Source organism: Ruegeria sp. CDSC051, from assembly GCF_059610665.1.
This window is the reverse complement of record NZ_JBXWOC010000002.1, coordinates 87972-108815: the sequence shown is the minus strand read 5'-3', so window position 1 is coordinate 108815 and position 20844 is coordinate 87972. Positions and strand designations below refer to the sequence as shown.

Here is a 20844-nt window from a genome sequence, read left to right as displayed (position 1 = left end):
CGCGAACCTAACGTAAGGACGGAACCAAATGGAAACCCTTTCGGAAAACGCTTGTTTCGGAGGCGTCCAGGGCGTCTATCGCCACGCCTCGGCTGCCTGCCAATGCGACATGACTTTTGGACTGTTCCTGCCCGCCGAGGCAAAGGACGGCCCGGTTCCGGTTCTATGGTATCTGTCTGGTCTGACCTGTACCCATGAAAACGCCATGACCAAGGCCGGGGCGCAGGCCTGGGCCGCGGAACAGGGTATCGCCCTTGTTTTCCCTGACACATCCCCGCGCGGCGAAGGCGTTGCCGATCACGAGGACTACGATCTGGGCCAGGGCGCGGGGTTTTATGTGAATGCCACGCAATCACCCTGGGCACCGCACTTCAACATGTGGGACTATGTGGCCGAGGAATTGCCCGCTCTTCTGGTTGAAACCTTTGCAATCGACGCAGACCGCCAGGCCATTACCGGCCATTCCATGGGCGGCCATGGCGCCCTGACATTGGCAATGAACCTACCGGGTCGGTTCCGATCGGTTTCGGCATTTGCACCGATTTCAAACCCAACAAGCGCCGATTGGGGCCGCAAACAACTGAAGGCATATCTGGGCGATGACGCGGCCCAATGGGCCAAGCACGACGCATCGCTGATGATGAAGAAAACCGGTTTCGACGGCCCTGTCCTGATCGACACCGGCGACAATGACCAGTTCATCGACCTGTTGCGCCCCGAGGCGCTGGCCCAGGCGATAGCCGAACGTCGCCAACAGGCAGTTTTCCGTCTGCAGCCCGGCTATGACCATTCTTACTTCTTTGTGTCGACCTTCATGGAAGACCACATCACTTTCCACGCCGAAGCACTGTATGGAGACTGAGGCATGAGCAAATACGACTATGACCTGATCATTGTCGGGTCCGGCCCTTCCGGTCGTTCGGCGGCGATTCAGGCAGGCAAGTTGAAACGCCGGGTGCTGGTTATCGACCGCAAGGATCGGTTGGGTGGGGTCTCGGTCCATACCGGGACCATCCCGTCAAAAACCCTCCGCGAGACAGTGCTGAACCTGTCTGGCTGGCGCGAGCGCAGCTTTTACGGGCGCTCGTACCGGGTAAAGGATCAGATCCGGGCCGAAGACCTCAAGGCTCGGCTGCACATGACGCTGGACCATGAGGTCGATGTGCTGGAACATCAGTTCAACCGGAACCACGTGGAAACCTTAAATGGTCTGGCAAGATTTGTCGGTCCCCACGAGATTGAGGTTGCAACCGACGCAGGCGAAACCACACGTCTGTCCGCCGCAAAGTTCCTGATCGCCACCGGTACCAAGACCTATCGTCCCGATTATGTGCCCTTCAACGGGAAGACCATCGTCGATGGCGATGATTTTCTGGAGATGGCCGAGATACCGCGCTCGCTATGCGTGATCGGGGCCGGTGTAATCGGTGTTGAATATGCCACGATGTTTTCCGCGCTTGATGTACGTGTCACCCTGATTGAACCCCGCGAGACGTTTCTGGATTTCATCGACAGCCGGCTGATCCACGACTTTACCCACCAAATCCGCGAAAACGGCGTGGATTTGCGGCTGGGCTCTGCCGTTGAAAAGATCGAAGATGGAGGTAGCCACGTAGAAGTGACGCTCGAGAATGGACGGCATGTCCGGGCCGAGATGTTGCTGTTTGCCGCCGGGCGGATGGGCGCGACCTCGGCCTTGAATCTGGATGCGGTCGGGCTGACAACCGATCACCGCAACCGGATTGAGGTCGATCGCAAGACCTATCAGACAGCGGTACCGCATATCTATGCGACCGGAGATGTAATCGGACATCCCTCGCTGGCATCAACCTCGCTGCAGCAGGGGCGCGTGGCGGCATGTCATGCGTTGGAGACCCCGACCCTTCCGGAAAGCCCCTGGTACCCTTACGGCATCTATTCGGTGCCCGAGATATCCACCTGCGGCATGTCCGAAGAGGAGCTACAGGAGCGCGATATCCCTTACGAGGTCGGCGTCGCGCGATTCCGCGAAACTTCTCGCGGGCATATCATGGGGTTGGAACATGGCATGTTGAAGATGCTGTTTTCGCTGAAAACCCGCCGGGTTCTTGGTGTGCAGATCGTAGGCGAAGGCGCGACTGAGCTGATCCATATCGCACAGGCTGTATTGAACCTGAAAGGCACAGTGGATTATTTCGTTCAAAACACATTCAACTACCCGACCTTGGCCGAGGCTTATAAGATCGCTGGTCTGGATGCGTTCAACCGGATGCCCATCCCCGAGGAATTCAAGGTCAAGAAGAAGCCTGCCGAGAAACAGGCAAAGAAAGCGTGACAACCCTGTACATAGACGCAGATGCCTGTCCAGTGAAGGCCGAGGCCGAGCGTGTAGCGACCCGACATAAGATTCCGATGGCTCTGGTTTCGAACGGTGGCCTGAGGCCTTCGGCCAATCCTCTGGTACAGGTTGTGATCGTGTCCGCAGGTGCGGATGAGGCCGATAAATGGATCGCAGAGCGTTGTGGTACAGGGGACGTGGTTGTGACCTCAGACATTCCTTTAGCCGCGAAATGTGTTGAAGCAGGTGCGCGTGTATTACGTCACAACGGCGAGGCCTTTACCGCCGCCAATATTGGTCAGCAACTGGCGATGCGCGACCTGATGGCAGACCTGCGTTCGGCAAACCCTCTGGGCGCCGGGGGCGGTGGCAAGCCTTTTGGCAAGGCCGATAGGTCCCGGTTTTTGGATGCGTTGGAACGGGAATTGCGGGCGGCACTAAGGGCGTGACCCTCCCGCCCGTCACAGACGCATCAGAGATGCGTCCCCTCCGGTTGGGCCGGGCAGCGCTGCGCGCTGCAGTTCCTGTCTTGAAAAGCGCAGCAAGGATTGATTCAGTCAGCCCCAGCAGAGATTCTAAGAAGGATTGTTCATGCCAATAGAAGCGGTGGTTTTCGACATCGGGAATGTCCTGATAGAATGGCAGCCAGAACGGTACTACGACGCGGTTATTGGTGAAGACCGTCGCCGGGCCATGTTTGCCGAGGTTGACCTGCATGGAATGAACGATCTGGTTGATCAGGGGCAACATTTCACTGACACTATCTATGGCTGGGCTGATAAATATCCCCAATGGCGGGATGAAATCCGGATGTGGCACGACAAATGGATCGAATTGGCCACGCCAGAAATTCCCCACTCGGTACGGCTGCAACGTGCGTTGCGCGCCAAAGGCATCTCGGTCTTTGCGCTGACAAATTTCGGTGTGCAGAATTTTGACTATGCCACCACGGCCTATCCGTTCCTCAACGAGTTTGACCGGCAATATGTTTCGGGTCGCATGCAGACCGTGAAACCGCATGTCCCGATTTACGAGATGGTCGAAGCCGATTGTGGTCTGGCGCCCGAGACGTTGTTGTTCACCGACGACCGGATCGACAATATCGAAACGGCGCAGGCGCGAGGCTGGCAAACGCATCATTTTGAGGGCCCGCAAGGATGGGCAGACCGGTTGGTGGCTGAGGGGCTTTTGACCCGCGAAGAAGCGCGATAGATCAGGCCGCGACGGGTTGTGCGCGGTTCTCGCGGATGGGAAGGTGAACGATGGCGCTGAAGGCGCCGATGGCCACGCCGACCCACCAGACAAAGGTGTAATCTCCGTACTGGTCATACATGCGGCCGCCTAGCCAGACGCCAAGAAAACTGCCGACCTGATGGCTGAAGAAGATGATGCCGTAAAGCGTACCCATGTAGCGCAACCCGTACAAATGTGCGACAAGCCCCGAGGTCAGTGGAACCGTTGCCAGCCAGAGCGAACCCATGACCAATGAGAATACAACGACCGTGATTGGCGTGATTGGCAGGATTATGAAAGCCGCCGCTGTAAGCGTGCGGGCGGCATAAATAGAGGCCAGAAGGTATTTCTTGGGAAAGTGCATTCCGGCCCACCCCGCCAGCAATGTCCCTCCGATATTGGCCAACCCGATCAATGAAATCGACACAGCCCCTAATGCGGAAGTTGTCGTTATACCAATGGAATGCAGTATTCCACCCGGCTGAATCGGGCCGCACATTTCGGTAACGAAAGCGGGAAAATGCGCTGTGATAAAGCCAAGCTGATAACCACAGCTGAAAAATCCCAGGAAAATCAGGGTATAAGACGGGTCCCGGAAGGCCTTACCCAGAATCTGGCCCATGTTCTCTTCGATTTCGGCTTTGGTTGCGGCTTGGGGCGCGCGCATGAAGGGCAGAGTCAAGACCAGTGCCAGGATGGCAACGGCAAACACGATGAAAACCTGTTGCCAGGGCATAAAAGACAAAAGCCATTCCGCCGTTGGAGCACCCAAAACCTGGCCAAAGCTTCCTGCCGCTGTCACGACGGCCAGAGACATAGAGCGGTTATGATCAGAGGACGCCCGTCCAACTACGGCAAGCACGACACCAAACCCCGTGCCGGCAATCCCAAAGCCCACAAGCCAGGCGTACATCTGATGCTCGAACGGGGTAACGGACCAAGCCGACAACACCATGCCCGCTGCATAGGTCAATGCCCCGAGCACAATCGCACGGCGATCCCCCACCTTCTCGGCGATGGCGGCAAAAATGGGTTGTCCAATTCCCCAAGCGAGGTTCTGGATCGCAATCGCCATCGAAAAATCGGAGCGCAGCCAGCCGAATTCAGTCGCAATAGGGATCTGGAATACGCCAAAGGATGCCCGCACGGCAAAACTGACGGCGATAATTATACAGCCGACGATCAAGATCGGGTTTAGCAGGCGCGCGTGTTGGGGCATTGAATCCTCGGGATGGCAGAGCCGCGACGGTACGCAAATTTGTACCGTGGTCAATTCAGGAGTTTTGACGCCGCGGATAAGCAAAATTGATGCATCTTCCAAATGCCTTCTTTTCAACGCCCTGAGGTGAAGGTATCCCTCGGGATATGTCAGATTTGATATCGCTTTACGAGGCACGCATCGCCGATGGCACTTTGACGCGGGACGATGCGCAAGAGGCTGTCCTTCCGCATTTCGAAGGCATTCGCGCGGCCTTGGCTACCCCGGTCAAGCGTGGTTTCTTTCGCAAAGCACCCCCGCCGCCCCAGGGACTTTATCTGTGGGGCGGAGTTGGTCGTGGCAAGTCGATGTTGATGGATATGTTTGTCGACGCGCTTGGCGACATCCCCGCCCGTCGCGTCCATTTTCATGCTTTCATGCAGGAAATCCACGCGGGGATGCACAAAGCTCGTAAGGACGGAGTTGAGGATGCGCTTGCACCGGTCGCGGACTCGGTTGTCAAATCCGTAAAACTGCTGGCATTTGACGAGATGCAGATCACCGATATCACCGATGCGATGATCGTCGGGCGGTTGTTTGATCTTTTGCATGCTGGCGGGGTCGTGGTCATCACCACATCCAACCGGCACCCGGACGAATTGTACAAGAACGGCTTGAACCGCCAGCTCTTTTTGCCATTCATCGCGCATATCAAGGAACAACTTCAGATATGGGAACTGGTCTCGCCCACTGATTACCGACAGAACCGTCTTGAAGGTGCGCCAGTCTATTTCACGCCGATCGGCCCCGAGGCTCGACAGAATATCCGATCCGTCTGGAACGATCTCGCGGGCGGTGCGGCGGAACCGCTGATGTTGCAGGTGAATGGCCGTGCTGTCGAATTGCCGGCCTTTCGGAACGGGATAGCCCGAGCAAGCTTTTATGACCTGTGCGGACGGATGCTGGGCCCTGCAGATTATCTGGCCGTTGCCGAGGCAGTCAAAGTTCTGGTTCTGGAGGACATCCCGCGCCTTTCCCGGAATAATTTCAATGAGGCCAAGCGCTTTGTGACGTTGATTGACGCCTTGTATGAGGCGCGGGTTCGCCTGATCTGTTCGGCGGCAGCAGAGCCCGAGATGTTGTATGTCGAGGGTGAAGGGACGTTCGAGTTCGAACGCACTGCCTCGCGACTGCGCGAGATGCAGGCTGAGGATTGGGGGGCATAGGGGCGCTGCCCTGTCACGTTTTGCGCGCCTCCCCCAGGGTATTTCCGCCGGGTGAAGACCTATCCGTTTTCGCGTAGGATGTTGCCCGCCAAATAGAGTGATCCGCAAATCAGGATACGGGCCTGAGGGTCTTGGTCTGTGATTTTCTGCAGGGCCGCGGATACACTCTCTGCTGTGTCGGCTTTCATGCCAACCTGGTCAGCAGCCTGCGCCGTATCTTCAGCGCTAAGCGTCGCGGCCTCACCCGGTATCGACACTGCGGTCAGGCTTTGAGCCTGCGTGGCAAGCGGTGCAAGATAGCCAGCGACATCTTTGGTGTTGAGCATTCCGCAGATCAAATGTGTCGGAGATTGCGGTAATTTTCTCAGCACTTCAGCAAGCGCAATTCCCGCGGCGGCATTGTGTCCACCATCCAGCCACAGCTCGGCCTGTGCGGCCTGTTCAACAAGCGGGCCGGATTTCAGACGCTGCATCCGTGCTGGCCACTCGGCCTTGGTAACGGCGGCCTCATAGGCCTGATCACCAAGTTCGAGATGGCGCAATACCGCTATTGCCGCACCCGCATTCTGAATTTGATGTGCGCCAAGCAAATTGGGCAGCGGCAGATCCCGCAGCCCGATTTCGTCCTGATACACAAGACGTCCGTTTTCCTCGGTCACATGCCAGTGCTGACCGTGTACCAGCAATGGGGCACCCAGACGGGCCGCTGTATATTCGATGACCTCAAGCGCTTCGTCCTGCTGTGGGCCGACGATACAAGGGACGCCCGGCTTGATGATCCCGGCTTTTTCGGCAGCGATCTTGCCCAACGTGTCGCCTAGAAACTGTTCATGGTCGATGGAAACCGGCGTGATAACCGTCACGGCGGGTTCGTGCACCACGTTTGTTGCATCCAGGCGCCCGCCAAGGCCGACCTCAAGCAAGGTATAATCAGCCTGTTTGCGGGCAAAGGCCAGGAGGGACGCACAGGTCGTAATCTCGAAATAGGTGATTTTCTCACCACCATTGGCGGCATAGCACTCATCAAGGACGTTTGTCAGTTCGGCTTCCGAAATCAACTCACCTGCCAGCCGAATACGCTCGTGAAACCGGGCAAGATGCGGAGAGGTATAGGCGTGAACCGTTTTCCCCGCCCCTTCCATACCGGCGCGGATCATAGCCTGCGTAGACCCCTTGCCATTTGTCCCTGCGATATGAACGACCGGAGGCAATTTGGTCTGAGGGCTTTCCAGTGCGGCAAGCAAACGCCACACCCGATCCAGCGTCAGGTCAATGATCTTGGGATGCAGCGCCATCATCCGATCAAGGATGACGTCTGACGATGGCGAAGTCATTCCTGATCCGCGTCTTTCTCTGGGGCTTCGGGGGTGGGCGCGGGCAAATCACCTTTGACCGCAGGAGGCTGATTCATCAGCATGCGGGTAATCGTGATCAATTCGTCACGCATTTCGGTACGCTTCGTTACCCGGTCCAGCATTCCGTGGTCCAGCAAGTATTCTGCGCGCTGAAATCCTTCGGGCAGCTTTTCCCGAATGGTCTGTTCGATCACGCGCGGGCCTGCAAAGCAGATTAGCGCATTGGGTTCCGAGATATGGACGTCGCCCAGCATCGCATAAGAAGCGGTCACGCCTCCGGTGGTAGGATGGGTGAGTACAACGATATAGGGCAGTTTTGCCTCTTTCAGCATCTCAACCGCCACGGTGGTTCGCGGCATCTGCATCAAGCTCAGGATGCCTTCCTGCATTCGCGCGCCACCCGCTGCCGAGAACAGGATTAGCGGGCGTTTCAACTTCACTGCCTCTTGCGCGGCCGCAATGATGGCATTGCCGACATACATACCCATCGAGCCGCCCATGAACGAGAAATCCTGGGCCGCTGCCACGACCGGCGTACGTCCGATATCACCTTTGGCGACCAGCATCGCCTCTTGCTCGCCAGTTTTCTTCTGCGCTGCTTTCATCCGGTCGGGGTATCTCTTCTGGTCCCGGAACTGTAGCGGATCATCTTTGGGAGCGGGAACATCGACCTCGGTAAATATACCACCGTCAAACAGGTGCCCGAACCGGTCGCGCGGTGTGATCGCCATATGATGATCACATTGGGTGCAGACATTCTGGTTTTCCGCCAATTCGCGGTGGAACAGCATCGTGCCGCATTCGTCACACTTGTGCCAAAGGTTTTCGGGGACTTCCCGGCGTGAGAAGATCGAATTAATCCGGGGACGGACGTAGTTTGTGATCCAGTTCATGTCGGAACCTTGCTAGTACGGCGTTGACGTCACATAAGACGCTACGGAAAGAATTGCAATCAGCGCCTGAGCGCAAGGCGCGCGATAAACCAGCTGACAATCATCACGGCAAAATCCACATATAACCATTGCCGCAATGTCAGAGTATCGGTCATATCAAAGGGCAGTACAAATAAGGCAAGACCGCTGAGGGTGTCAGGTAGCGAGACAAACAAGAGCGCTATGACATTGTTGAAAAAATGCAGCGCTATGGCCGGGCCCAGGGTTCCCGCCCGCGCGGTCAAATCCGCAGCCAAAAGTCCAAACAGACCAGTCCACAGCACCAGCAACTCTGCATTGCCGCCCGCCGCATCGGGCGAATAGTGCCCCACCGCGAATAGAAGCGACGGTACCCCCATCCAGATGATCGGAGAACGGAATCGCGCCGCCAGGCTTTGCTGCATATATCCGCGGAAAAGCAGCTCCTCCGCACTGATTTGGACAAACACAGCCAATAGCGACAGAGGCAGGAATACCAGCCAAACCGAAAAGGACAGGTTTTGAACAAGCGGCGCGCCCATAATGAGGTGCGGCACGGTTACGATAACCACGCCAAGCACCATCAGGGCGCGCAGCACAAGCCAGAACTGTCTGGCCGCTTTGCCCCTAGTCCCTAAAATAGAACCCAGGGACCGCTTCTGAAACTGTCGCGCTGCGGTCCACACACCAAATGTGACAAACCCAAAGCTTGACAGCAGGATCACCATCGAGATCGGGGTCGAGCCGTTCATCAACCCGCTGGCCCATTCCTGCGGTCCGGCCACGGTTACGACTGCAAACAGGATCAGATTGAAGACGGTTGCAACGACCACGATCGTTGCCAGGCCGGCCAGCAGACGCCACAGCTGTGGTTTGTCGCGTGCGTCGGCGACCAGTTGCTCATGCGGGGCGTAAGAGGGCGCGCGGATTTCAGACATTCTGGTGGGAACTTTCGGTCTGGTCCTCATCATCGAAGAACAAGGTCGATGCTTTGGTGGCGTTGATCTTTTCCGAAATGGTTGTCAGGTATCCGGCAACTGTTTCAAGCAACTGAACCGCAACGCTTGCATCGCTTTCGATCACCGCGCGCAGTTCCACTGCACCAATCCGCAGGAATGAACAGTTTTCGCCTGCCACAAGATCCAACTGCCTGGTCTCACCGGTGATAACAGACAGGTCACCGATCAGGCGCCCGGGTTCAATGACAGATATGGACCGGGTCGAACCGTCTTCTTCGTGCCACATCAGCTTCGCATGACCCGAAATGCACAGATAGGCCGCATCCGGCGCCTGCCCACGAGAGAAAATGACCTGACCAGCGGCAGCATCATACCACTGCGCCGAAAACGCCAGCAATCTCTGGTTGCGACCGTCGATATTGGCAAAAAGCGGAGTTGACGAGATAATCTTCAGCTTGCGGCTGAGGTCAGCGGTGGTGCCGGATTCTTGTTCGAGCTGCGTTTTCGAGACACCGTCAATGCGGCCATCCTTGATTTCAACAAACAGATCATAGGCCTCGGGATGGGCGAAACTGTCCTCCATGAAAATCATGATGGAATCGGGCAGCAGTTCGCGCAGTTTCAACCGGGTGCGTAAACGGCTCTCAGAGTCATGGCTGGCCAACGCTTTATCCAGGATTAGCAAATCCGGCCGTTTAATCCCGGCGCGCGAGAAGGCAATTCGTTCCTGAAAGACGGTTGTCAGATTGTTCCCACCCAGCCCTGCGGACAGATCATAGACGATGGCCGCTGCCTGTCTGCGCAGACCTGCGGCATTGATCACTTCGGCAACCACATCCTCTATCTCGTCAGCATGAGCTCCTGCCGTCACAGACACCCGCCCGAAAAGCGCATTTTCCATAACCGTCATACGCGCGATGTATGTGTCCGGTGTGACCGGTACAAATATCTCCTGCAGGCTTCCACGTAACCTTTCGCCCTGTTCAGTGCGGATTTTCAGAATCTTCTGTTTGTATTCATCCGGGAAATCAGGGCCAATCTGTTCGGCGGTCAGCAGGAACGGAACGGTCAGAAGAAAGGCGTGTTCGCGCTGCGATAGCTCGTCCACTCCTTTTGCCTTGCGCTTGTCTTCGATTGCCAGCAGCCGGTGGAACATTTCCTTGCTCAAACCCAGGCGCAGGAACAGCGGATGGTCGGTTCCGTCCCGCCCAAAAGCATGGCTCAGCGTTTCCAGAACAGCGCTCGAGATACTCAGCGCGTCGTCATCAAGCTCATGTGTACGCAGCATCTGCATGAACCGATTATCGCCGGCCAGAATGTCCGGCGAGATTTCCTGCGACGGTGCTGCATAAAGAAGGTTGCCGCCCAAAGGCACAGTTGGGTTGAACCTGTCCGGATCGAACCGGTAGACAAAGCGGTCCAGATCTTTTTCCACCAACTTGTCATGGATGGGGCCACGGAGGTCGATGATATTTTGCACAAACTCGGGATGCTGATCCGGATTCAACTGGCTGCGCAGGGTGCGGCGGAACATGAATTCATCCGTTCCCATCGCCTCGACCAGCTTGAACCACCAATCCTGGATGTCGTCAGTGTTGTTGAGCCCGGCCAGACCGGGATCAATCCATTCATCTGACAGCGAATCCACCGAGTTCCCCGCTCGCGCGGCCTCGATCTGGCGGCGGCTAGGGGCCCTGGCGGCGTCGGCTTCATGCTGAGGGCGTGTTTTCAGGGGCATCATCAAGTTGTCCCCAATCGACCCATCAAACAGATATGGTCGAGAATAGGCATATCCGATCCGCGCCGCGATGACGGATTGGTGCAAAGATTGGATGTCATGGCCGGCAATCGTGACGTCGCCCTGAACCGGCAGCAATTCGCGGGTCAGCAGCTGAGCCAATGCCCCTCTTTCGGCCGCATTCGAGGATTTGATGGCCACGCGGGCCCCTTTGGGTATGACGAGGTCTATATCCTCGAGAACAGTTTTCCCATCGTTATCCCGAACGGTAATATTCTGCAGCTTGATCTCACCAGTCAGATGCGGAATGGAATCAGGCTCGCCCTCGAACAGCTCTTCGGGCACCATGTTGTCGGGTGCGAAGCGTTCGGTCACGATTTCCCACCGCAACGACATGTCCTGAACCTGATTGTAATAGGTCAGCAGATCCTTCCAAGGTCCGCTAAGATCCTTATATGCTCCCAGTGCCGCCACCAGCGCGCCCACTGTTACCTCGCCCGTGATCGCCAGGTATCCGCCCACCGAATAAAACAGAAACGGGGTCATCTGAGTGATCAGATTGTTGAGAAACTTCATGAAGAACTTTTTGTTATAGATCTTGAATCGGATCTCGAACAAAGTTCCCAAACGATGGCTGAACTGGGCCAATCTGTGCCGCCAGCCTCCGTTGGTGCGCAGATCACTGATCCCGGCTGCGCTTTCGCCGATTTCTGAGCTCAAGCGTCTAACTTCCTGGATTCGGTCTTTGTTCAACAGGTTGATCTGGCGCTGCAATTTTGGGATCAACCAAGCCTGCAGCGGGATCAGCGCAATACTTGCAAGACCAAACCACACGCTTTGCATGAACAGAAACGTCACAATGGTCATCATCTGACCAAACTGGAATACGGGTTGTGCGATCGCATCTCCCATCAGGCCGCCCATCGGTTCAGCCTCGGACGTGATCATTGACACCAACTCGCCCTGACTGGTGGTGGCAAAATAGGATTTCGGGAACCGCAGAGTTCGGTGGATCAGCGTGTACCTCAGTCGGCGTAACATGCGTTCGGCCAACACACCTTTCATCGTGTTGATCCGCATTTTCATCAGACCGCTGGCGATGACCGTCGCCAGAAAGGCCAGACACAGAATCAACAAATACTGCACCTGCGTCACCGTAACTCCTAAGAAAGTTACCGAGCTGCCTGGTGCACCAATCGCATCGTTAATGATCTGCTTGGGCAGCTCCAATGATGCATAGAGGAAGGGAAAAGAAAACAATGTCAGCAGCAACAATACCAGTTGCTGTTTCTTGGAATGCTTCCAGATGAATGCGAATAGAGTGGGTTCCATGCCCCGTCTTTGCCTCGGAAATATTGCTATAGGGTTGTAACGGATGGTCCACTGCAATCAGGTGTCAGACGGTACGCACTGACCGGGTCGATTGCAAGAACGGCGCCCTCCGTAACAGGTCACAACTTTGCTGCCTAGCCAAAAGCGTGTTCACATTTTCGGTAATTTACCGACGCTATGATGCAAATCGGCTTTATCCTGGGGTGGATATCCGACAAAAGATGTGTGGAGCAATAGATTGGGATCATGGGCAAGCTACTGGATCGCTATATTCACCGCAAAGCACTTACGCGCTGGCAGCGGGACGCCCGGGCAGCGCCCGAAGCTGTGCTTTCTGAATTGCGGCTGCAGCGTGATGATGCACGTCGCTTGCGATCCGAGCTGGATGCGCTGATCCTTCAGGCTAACAGCCGCCTTACACGGCCTGTGGCGGGATCAACCCATTTCCCGAAACCGTTGGGCACCGACTGGAGCTGGAGGCCCGAGCTGTGGCGCTATCCTCAGCCCCGCCCCGGTGTCGCCTCGGCCCCGCGTAAGGCACGTATCAACGATGAGGCAACGCTGTTTCACGACTGTCCGCGCCAGGAAATCAGCACGCGCCAGATCAGGAACACGCGCAAGCATGATCTGTCACCGTTCAGCTTGGCGGTCGAGGTTTTCGGGTTCGAGGGATCATTTCTCTCTCTCTCTATCGAGCTTCCACAAGAGGCAGTGCAAGGGCTGACGCGGCAGCATCTGATTCGAGTCGATTGCCATATTGAGGCCGAACGCCCACAGGAATTGTTCGCGCGGCTCAATATTCGACACGGCCCAAACGCCGAACAGGTTCTGCGCAAACTTGATCCTACTGGTCCTTCAAACAGCGTGGATTTTGATCTTGCACATTTACCACTGAATGAACGCCGCATGGACAAAGTCTGGCTGGATATCATTCTGGATAATCCTTGGATGAACCGGATAGTGTTGCAGGACCTGACCGTCTGTCGTCACCATCGCGCCGATTTATGAGAACCCTGCCATGACCGATCTGATACTCACATCTCTGGGCCTGGAAAATGGTACCTGGATGGGCCACCTGCAGACCGATACGCAGCCCGAGATCAGCGTGTCCTACCGTGGTGACGCGCTGGATGAGGTTCACCTGTCACCAGCCGACACCGGATGGGAGCTTCGTGTACAGGTGCCTGATGTGGCCCTGTCTGACGGGGTCCACAGTTTTGTAATCTCAGATTCCGTTTCAGGGCTTAAACTGGGCGGGTTCTCGATCATTGCAGGAAACGCCGCCGCCGATGACCTGCGCGCCGAACTGGACCTGATGCGAGCAGAGCTTGATATGCTAAAACGAGTCTTTCGCCGGTCTCAGTAGGCGGTAGAAGGGCGGACGAAGTGCGTGCCTATAATTCAGGCGTCATTGTCCACATACGGTTGGCCATGACCCGATCACATCGAAGAATCATCAATTACCAATGAGGGTTGAAATTTTTCTTTCGGCAGGAGCTTGAAGCGCATTTCGCCCATTGAGGCCCCAAGCATCCGGTCGCACCGAAATGTCCTTGGTTCGTTTCTCAGACGGTCGATCGCAACGACGTACCAAATGGGATACTTCAACAAGAGATACTGAGGCTCAATTTGCCGGTTGGAAATAACACCGTCTTCTCTTTGATATCGCAGCTCCAAGACCTTCTGATCGACGAAAGCCTGATGAACCGCTTGCACAATCCTTTTTGGTGGGGCGCTCGCGCTGGCTTGAACATAAGTCGAAGCCGTGACGCCTATGATAATACGGGACTTGAGCTGGTTCACCTTGTTGCGTTTCTCGGGTGAAAACGAGGCCACAAGCTGCCGCCTTACCGAAGCCAAGTTCGCAAGCAACATTGGTGATTTCATCTGCTCTGCGACAGCAATGCTGATTAGCAGATCGACCGCCTCAGCGTATGTCAGGTTCATGCGACCAACGCCCCAGTTGCGGTCGAGGCGCACACCTCCTCCACGACCGCGATCAGCGTCTATCTGCATGCCTTGGTCCCGCATAAGCACAAGGTCGCGGGCTATCGTGCGCATACTGACACCATGCTGTTGCGCCAAGTCTCTAACCGTACAATGGGCATCTTGCTTGAGTTGAACCGCAAGCAATTCCAATCGCCTCAGTCTGTTGTGTGTATTAGCCCGTGCCATGAATCAAATAAGACATAAAATGGCACATTAGTCGATATAGCTTGGATCACTGAAACCAATGCCTGACGCAGGCCACTCACTTGCAGGAGCTAAATCGATGAAAATGAATTACTTTGTTGTCGGAACGAATGACATGGCAGCTGCAAGAACCTTCTACGACACACTGTTTTCGCAATCGGGTCTCCAAAGCATGTCGCCTTCAGAAAGAATGACTTACTGGCTTGGAAAGGATTTTGCCTTCGCCGTGGCCAAACCCTTCGACACGTTGCCGGCCACCAACGGTAATGGAACGATGGTTGGATTTTGCGTTGGTGGCGAAGCAGAAGTCAGAAGGCTGCACGCTTTAGCCACAGATCTCGGGGGTGATTGTGAGGGGGCCCCCAACCAACGAGGGCCAAAGTTCTCTGCATACGTTCGAGACCTGGATGGAAACAAGATGTGTTTTTCTGACTAGCTTTTCACAGAGCGGACGTTGGTTGGGAGACAACATAGGCGGCATCGGGCTCTAATCAGCCACCCTACCTCGATCGGCAGCGGCCCCATCAGGAATAGGGCCGCCTGTCAGGCGGCCCGGTTTATTTATTGCGATGGCCCGTCCGGGTTGAAGGCTGACAGCCCCTTGAGGATGTCGATGGCATAGGCCAGCTGGTAATCCTCTTCCCGCAATTCGGCGGTGGCTTCGGCCTTGGCCCTATCTTCTTCGATCTGGCGGATTTCATCCTCGCTCAGGCTGTCATTGTTCAGACTGCCACGCAGATCAGCCTCGGAACGGGTGTTCCCATTGGCCTCTTCTTCCTCGGTCTCCGGGGCTGGGCGGGGCTGTTCAACGATGATGTCGGGGCTGACACCAAGCGCCTGAATAGACCGGCCCGACGGCGTGTAGTAGCGCGACGTGGTCAAACGCATCGCGCCATCGCTCCGCAGTGGCATGACAGTCTGGACCGAGCCTTTGCCGAAACTTTTGGTTCCCACAACAATTGCGCGGCGATGATCCTGCAGCGCGCCGGCTACAATCTCGGATGCTGAGGCGGACCCGCCATTGATCAGTACCACAATCGGCTTTCCTTCTGCCAGATCACCCACAGTTGCGTTGAAACGCTCACCATCGCTTGGATCGCGGCCACGGGTTGATACGATCTCACCCTCGTTTAGGAATGCGTCCGAAACCTTGATTGCCTGTGTCAGCAGACCACCGGGATTGTTGCGCAGGTCCAGAACGACACCATTCACCTTGTCGATCCCTCCGGCCTCTTCGATCTGCTCGGCCAGGCCTTCCTGCAAGTTGGGATAAGTTTGGTCGTTAAAGGTGGTCACACGCAGAACCACACTGGTCCCTTCGGTGCGCGCGCGTACTGCCGTCAGTTTGATTGTGTCGCGGATGATAGGCACGTCAAAAGGTTCCTGTTCACCCTCGCGGACAACGGTGATCACGATTTCCGAGCCCACCGGCCCGCGCATCAGATCGACCGCTTTGTCCAGGGTCAGGCCCAGTATGCTTTCGCCATCGACATGGGTGATGAAATCTCCGGCTTCGATCCCGGCCTCATCCGCAGGCGTATCATCGATCGGCGAGACAACTTTGACAAAGCCCTCTTCCTGCGTGACTTCGATACCCAGACCGCCAAACTCGCCACGGGTCTGGACCCGCATTTGTTCGGCATCATCCGGCGACAGATAGCTGGAATGCGGATCCAGCGAGGTCAGCATACCGTCAATGGCCGCTTCAATCAGGTCTTCGGGCTCAACCTCTTCGACATATTGCGCGCGGATGCGTTCGAAAATATCGCCAAACAGATCCAGCTGTTCATAGACACTAGCCTTGTTTTCGGCTTCTTGGGCAAGCAACGGACCGGCGATCTGCGTCGTAACAATCAGGCCTGCTATAGTTCCAGCCAAACCGGCCATCACAAATTTCTTCATACTCGTTTATCCATCCTTGTCGGTCCGAAACCACGATTCCGGGTCCACGGGGCTGTTATCCTGTCTTACCTCTATATAGAGCGTTTCTGACCGGTCAGTTCCAGTGCCATCACTGCTTGTTGACAAAATTGCGCCGATTTCCTTCGATTCTGCAGGCATCAATCCGACTGGCGTCCCCCGGGGAATCACCTGACCCGCTTCTCCATAGACCTCTTGTAGCCCGGAAAAGACAAATAGAAGCCCCGGTTGCGGCTCGAGGATCACCAGATTCCCCAACTCCAGTAGTGGCCCGCGATACCGTATCGTGGCCGCCGTTGGCGAGGTGACTATTGCGCGCGGTCGGGTGCCCAATACGATACCAGGGCGTTTGACACCGGCCGCATCGGTTTCATTTGCCCGGTGCAGGATGATGCCCTGCGTCGGCAGCGCAATCTGACCCTTGATACTTGATATATCCGCATCCGTTTCGGCGATTTGCCCTTCGGAGATCTGGGAAAGCCCGCTGGCAAAACCGTCAAGCGTTTCAGTCGATGAGATCAGGATAGCAGTGCGGATCGGGTCCTCGACAAAGCGCCGCGGCAAATCCGTTCGGTCTGCGATGGCGGTGCTGAGCTGGGTGCGGGCATTCTGAACGCCGGTCAAGCCCTCGACCAAGGTTTCCGAGGCGCTTTGCTGCAGCAATCGAAGCGTGCGCACTTCCTGAAGATCACGCGCGAGGGACTGCGCTTTTGCGTTCAGGCCCGGTGTGACCTCGGACAACATCATACCGGCCCGGGCCGAGCCCAACGGCCCCGACGGGTGCAACATCAGAACCGGAGGCGCCGTAGTTTCGATCGTTTGCAATACGCCCAACAGCTGTGCCACGTCCTTTTCTCGACTGCGCAATTCGGCTGTTAGCTGGGCTTCGCGTGTTGCCGCCCGTCGTAGGCCATCCCGCATGGCCGACAGACCAGCCTCATAAGCCTGTATGGTTTCGGTCAGGGCACGGACCCGGTCGCGGGCGCTTTCGGCCTCGGTCAACGATACTGATGCCTGCTCAAGCATCTGCGCTGCATTCAATGCAGCGGTCGCGGGGTCGGTCTGGGCAACCGCCCTGGATGCAAAGAAAATCGCCAGAAGCAGCGCACGAAGCGTCATGAAAGCAGGCTCTTTCCAGTCATTTCAGGGGGCTGATCCAACGCCATCAGTTCCAGCAGAGTGGGCGCCAGATCGGACAGGCGACCATCCCGCAAGGATACCCCTGCTGGTCCCCCGACCAACGCCACGGGCACGGGGTTCAGCGTATGGGCTGTATGCGGCCCGCCGGTTTCGGGATCGACCATCATCTCGCAATTTCCATGATCGGCCGTTACAATCATTGCGCCCCCCACTTTTTCCAACGCGGCGCCGACTTGCGCCAGCCCTTGATCCACAGCCTCACAGGCGCGGATTGCCGCTTGCAGGTCGCCGGTATGCCCAACCATATCCGGATTGGCATAATTGGTTATGATCAGATCATAGCCCACCCCGATGGCTTCGACGAATTTAGCGGTGACTTCAGCCGACGACATCTCGGGCTGTAGGTCATAGGTCGCCACTTTGGGCGATTTCGGCATAAAGCGGTCTTCGTGCGCCTCGGGCGTTTCCTTGCCGCCATTGAGGAAGAAGGTCACATGCGGGTATTTCTCGGTCTCGGCCAGACGGAATTGGCTGAGCCCATGTTTCGCCACCCATTCACCCAGGGTATTCACGATTTCGCGCTTGGGGAACACCGTGGTCATATAGGCGCTGTGCCCGTCGGAGTATTCGACCATGCCCAGCAGGGCTGAAAGCTGTGGACGCGGGCCGGTGTCGAAATCATCAAAGCCGGGTTCGCCAATCGCCCGCAGAATCTCGCGGGCCCGGTCGGCGCGGAAGTTGAGGCAGAAGAACCCATCTCCGTCTTTGATGCCGTGATAGCCGTCGAGGACGGTCGGGACGATAAATTCGTCCGTTTCCGACTGCTGATAGGCCTGATCCACGGCATTGCGCGCCGAAACAGCGCTGCGCCCCTGCCCTTTGATCATTGCACCATAGGCTTCGCTGACACGTTCCCATCGGTTGTCGCGGTCCATGGCAAAATAGCGCCCGCAGACCGAGGCAACACGGGCGCCGTCGGGCAAGCGCTCCTCAAGCTCTGTGATATAGGTCAGCGCTGATTTCGGGGCCACATCCCGGCCATCCGTAACCGCGTGCAAGGCAACGGGCACACCAGCATCCGTTATCGCCTTTGCCGCAGCAATGATATGGTTCAGGTGGCCATGCACTCCCCCGTCCGAGACCACCCCCAACAGATGTGCGGTGCCACCTGCAGCCTTTACCTTACCGATAAAGTTCTGCAGCGCGGAGTTGGCAAAGAAAGAACCGTCCTCAATCGCCAGATCAATCTGGCCCAAATCCATCGCAACAACGCGGCCAGCCCCAATATTTGTGTGACCGACTTCGGAATTGCCCATCTGACCACTTGGCAGACCAACATCCGGACCATGGGTGATCAGCTTGGCGTGTGGGCCCTTGGCCATGATCGCATCAAATGTTGGCGTGTCGGCAAGGTAAGGCGCATTGGCCTCGGTGTCCTCGGACAGGCCCCAGCCATCAAGAATACACAGGACGACGGGTTTCGGGGCGGTCATTCGGCTCTCCGGGTTTGCTGCTCTTGGTTGGTCTTGTATCGCCTGCCCCGCGCAGGGTGAACCGCCTTTTGCCCTGATCAGGTCAGAATTCATGTTACAAAGGCTATTCCTTGCCGGTATGGTCCAGATAGGGGCGAGCTTTGCGGCCTCTGTATTTCACGGTCAAATCCAGTGGCGCGTCGTTTTCGTCATAGATTCCAATAACCACCCCTCTGCCCCGACTATTGGTGCGCATTTCGATCAGTTGCTGTTCGGAACGTGTTGTGCGCTGCGACGGGCGACGCGCCCAAGTGAACAGATGGTCATACATCTTGGCGATGATATCCGCGTGTTCAGCACTGTTGCCAAGGTCGGTTAGTTCATTCGGGTCGTTTTCAAGATCGAACAGCAGTGGCCGATGCCCGCCTTCGCAATGGATCAGCTTCCAATTCTTGTTGGCCACCATGAACATCACTGCATCCCGAACCGAGGCATTCAGCTTTTCCGCCATGGGCGAGGCGGAATAGTCATACTCACTGACTACCACATCCCGAGGTGTCTCGACCTGATGGCCACGCAAGATCGGCAACAAGGAGTGACCTTCCAGAATGTGACCCGACGCTTCGCCTCCGGCTATGTCCAAGAATGTTGGGGCGAGGTCGATGGACTCGACCAGCGCGTCGCTCACAGTGCCACGGGTCGCCTCAGCCTCGGGGGATGGGTCATAGATGATCAACGGCACCTTGACCGATGCGTCCTGGAAAAAGGTCTTCTCACCCATCCAGTGATCGCCCAGAAAATCCCCGTGGTCCGAGGTTAACACGATCATCGTGTCCTCCATCCGACCCGTCTTTTCCAGCCATGCGAACAGCCGGCCCATCTGGTCGTCGGCCTGCTTGATCAGACCCATATAAGCGGGGATCACGGCGTCGCGCACATCCTGCCGCGAGAACGCCTCGCCAACCTTGGTGTCCATGAATGCTCGGAGCACCGGATGCGCTTTCTGGCGTTCCACCTCAGACCGGACCACGGGCAGGATATGTTCCGGTCCGTACATTGAGGCATAGGGTTCTGGCACCACATAGGGCCAATGCGGTTTGATAAAGCTCAGGTGGCAACACCAGGGGCCGTCATGGGTTTCCATGAATTCGATCCCGCGCCCGGTCAGATAGGGCGTTTCGCTGTCTTCCTCGGCAATATTCGCCGGCTGGGAAGAGTTCTTGAGAAACCAGCCCGACAGAACATTGCCCTCAGCGTCGAGACCTGAATTGGCGAAGTCATGCCAGGGGTTGTCGCTGTCATATCCTTTGGCCGATAGGTATTTGTTGTATTCCTTGGCCCCGTCCGGGTCATAATACCCATCCGGCCCTTCGGGCAGCATTCCGTCATCACGCTCGAACACGTCGAACCCGCATTCGGCCACGCGCGCACCAATCAGACTGTCCGGTTCCAGCCCCAGCCGCGCCATGCCTTCGGCATCCGCGCGCATATGGGTTTTGCCCACCAGCCAACAGTCCATCCCAGCCTTGCGCAGATGATCACCCATGGTCATCTCACCCACTTTCAGCGGGATACCGTTCCAAGAAGCCCCATGCGAATGCACATAGCGCCCGGTATAGGTCGACATACGGGAGGAACCGCAAATAGGAGACTGAATATAGGCCCTGTCGAACCGCACACCACGCGCAGCCAAGCGGTCTATGTTGGGGGTGTGCAGATGCGGATGCCCGTAACAGCTCAGATAGTCCCAGCGCAGCTGGTCGAACATGATGAACAGGATGTTTCTTGCTTTGGCCAAATCTGCGCCCCCGTTATTCAGGGACCTGCTTAGCCAATTCCAACAGCCAAAC

Annotated in this window: 18 protein-coding genes; 8 read left to right on the top strand and 10 right to left on the bottom strand. The window is 56.6% G+C overall.

The annotated features are described in order from the left end of the window. Positions 1-28 precede the first annotated feature (28 nt). The 4 genes from fghA (at position 29) to AC2FH0_RS06110 (ending at position 3529) form a co-directional block, all read left to right on the top strand. Complete coding sequence (gene fghA / locus AC2FH0_RS06125; protein WP_282027190.1) at positions 29-862, top strand: S-formylglutathione hydrolase; 834 nt, start codon at positions 29-31, stop codon at positions 860-862. A 3-nt stretch (positions 863-865) separates the two neighbouring features. Then, positions 866-2314, top strand: a complete 1449-nt coding sequence (gene sthA, locus AC2FH0_RS06120) for a Si-specific NAD(P)(+) transhydrogenase (RefSeq protein ID WP_142636327.1) — start codon at positions 866-868, stop codon at positions 2312-2314. Beyond that, complete coding sequence (locus AC2FH0_RS06115) at positions 2311-2766, top strand: YaiI/YqxD family protein (protein WP_281972917.1); 456 nt, start codon at positions 2311-2313, stop codon at positions 2764-2766. The genes sthA and AC2FH0_RS06115 overlap by 4 nt, the downstream gene beginning before the upstream one ends. Positions 2767-2908: 142 nt before the next feature. Beyond that, on the top strand, positions 2909-3529 hold the full coding sequence (locus AC2FH0_RS06110; protein WP_496788841.1) for an HAD family hydrolase: 621 nt from the start codon (positions 2909-2911) through the stop codon (positions 3527-3529). 1 nt (position 3530) lies between these two features. On the opposite strand, the gene AC2FH0_RS06105 is transcribed toward AC2FH0_RS06110, so the two are convergent. Beyond that, the gene (locus AC2FH0_RS06105; RefSeq protein ID WP_496788839.1) at positions 3531-4769 is read right to left on the bottom strand and encodes an MFS transporter; all 1239 of its coding nucleotides are present in this window, start codon (positions 4767-4769) and stop codon (positions 3531-3533) included. Positions 4770-4915: 146 nt separating this feature from the next. Between AC2FH0_RS06105 and zapE the strand changes: the two genes are divergently transcribed. Then, entirely contained in the window at positions 4916-5974 is a 1059-nt protein-coding gene (gene zapE / locus AC2FH0_RS06100; RefSeq protein ID WP_496788837.1) for a cell division protein ZapE, read from the top strand. A 59-nt stretch (positions 5975-6033) separates the two neighbouring features. Here the strand turns inward: zapE and AC2FH0_RS06095 are convergent, their stop codons facing one another. Genes AC2FH0_RS06095 through AC2FH0_RS06080 form a run of 4 tightly spaced genes read right to left on the bottom strand, consistent with a single transcriptional unit; the run spans position 6034 to position 12269 of the window. Then, positions 6034-7308: a bifunctional folylpolyglutamate synthase/dihydrofolate synthase gene (locus AC2FH0_RS06095; RefSeq protein ID WP_496788835.1), complete on the bottom strand. Its 1275-nt coding sequence runs from the start codon at positions 7306-7308 to the stop codon at positions 6034-6036. Continuing rightward, positions 7305-8222 (bottom strand): acetyl-CoA carboxylase, carboxyltransferase subunit beta, encoded by a 918-nt coding sequence (gene accD / locus AC2FH0_RS06090; protein WP_496689318.1) that lies wholly within the window; start codon positions 8220-8222, stop codon positions 7305-7307. The genes AC2FH0_RS06095 and accD overlap by 4 nt, the downstream gene beginning before the upstream one ends. Positions 8223-8281: 59 nt before the next feature. Next, positions 8282-9178 (bottom strand): CPBP family intramembrane glutamic endopeptidase, encoded by an 897-nt coding sequence (locus AC2FH0_RS06085; RefSeq protein ID WP_496703213.1) that lies wholly within the window; start codon positions 9176-9178, stop codon positions 8282-8284. Then, positions 9171-12269: an ABC transporter transmembrane domain-containing protein gene (locus AC2FH0_RS06080; RefSeq protein WP_496788834.1), complete on the bottom strand. Its 3099-nt coding sequence runs from the start codon at positions 12267-12269 to the stop codon at positions 9171-9173. The genes AC2FH0_RS06085 and AC2FH0_RS06080 overlap by 8 nt, the downstream gene beginning before the upstream one ends. Positions 12270-12515: 246 nt before the next feature. Here AC2FH0_RS06080 and AC2FH0_RS06075 point away from each other — a divergent pair, with 246 nt between their 5' ends. Both AC2FH0_RS06075 and AC2FH0_RS06070 read left to right on the top strand, forming a co-directional pair. Beyond that, positions 12516-13277: a DUF6478 family protein gene (locus tag AC2FH0_RS06075; RefSeq protein WP_496788833.1), complete on the top strand. Its 762-nt coding sequence runs from the start codon at positions 12516-12518 to the stop codon at positions 13275-13277. A gap of 10 nt (positions 13278-13287) precedes the next feature. After that, positions 13288-13635, top strand: coding sequence for a hypothetical protein (locus AC2FH0_RS06070; protein WP_496691587.1), 348 nt, complete (start codon positions 13288-13290; stop codon positions 13633-13635). 74 nt (positions 13636-13709) lie between these two features. Here the strand turns inward: AC2FH0_RS06070 and AC2FH0_RS06065 are convergent, their stop codons facing one another. Further along, on the bottom strand, positions 13710-14408 hold the full coding sequence (locus tag AC2FH0_RS06065; RefSeq protein WP_496701850.1) for a helix-turn-helix transcriptional regulator: 699 nt from the start codon (positions 14406-14408) through the stop codon (positions 13710-13712). Between the two features lie 133 nt (positions 14409-14541). Between AC2FH0_RS06065 and AC2FH0_RS06060 the strand changes: the two genes are divergently transcribed. Beyond that, entirely contained in the window at positions 14542-14898 is a 357-nt protein-coding gene (locus AC2FH0_RS06060) for a VOC family protein (RefSeq protein WP_142636355.1), read from the top strand. Positions 14899-15023: 125 nt separating this feature from the next. Here the strand turns inward: AC2FH0_RS06060 and AC2FH0_RS06055 are convergent, their stop codons facing one another. The 4 genes from AC2FH0_RS06055 to AC2FH0_RS06040 all read right to left on the bottom strand — a co-directional run bounded on the left by AC2FH0_RS06055 (position 15024) and on the right by AC2FH0_RS06040 (position 20792). Beyond that, on the bottom strand, positions 15024-16364 hold the full coding sequence (locus AC2FH0_RS06055; RefSeq protein WP_142636359.1) for a S41 family peptidase: 1341 nt from the start codon (positions 16362-16364) through the stop codon (positions 15024-15026). Positions 16365-16370: 6 nt separating this feature from the next. Further along, the gene (locus tag AC2FH0_RS06050) at positions 16371-17501 is read right to left on the bottom strand and encodes a murein hydrolase activator EnvC family protein (protein ID WP_281972910.1); all 1131 of its coding nucleotides are present in this window, start codon (positions 17499-17501) and stop codon (positions 16371-16373) included. After that, a complete protein-coding gene (gene gpmI / locus AC2FH0_RS06045; RefSeq protein ID WP_496788832.1) occupies positions 17498-19015 on the bottom strand; it encodes a 2,3-bisphosphoglycerate-independent phosphoglycerate mutase in 1518 nt (505 codons plus the stop codon). The genes AC2FH0_RS06050 and gpmI overlap by 4 nt, the downstream gene beginning before the upstream one ends. Before the next feature lie 103 nt (positions 19016-19118). After that, entirely contained in the window at positions 19119-20792 is a 1674-nt protein-coding gene (locus AC2FH0_RS06040) for a sulfatase-like hydrolase/transferase (RefSeq protein ID WP_496705082.1), read from the bottom strand. Between the last annotated feature and the right edge of the window lie 52 nt (positions 20793-20844).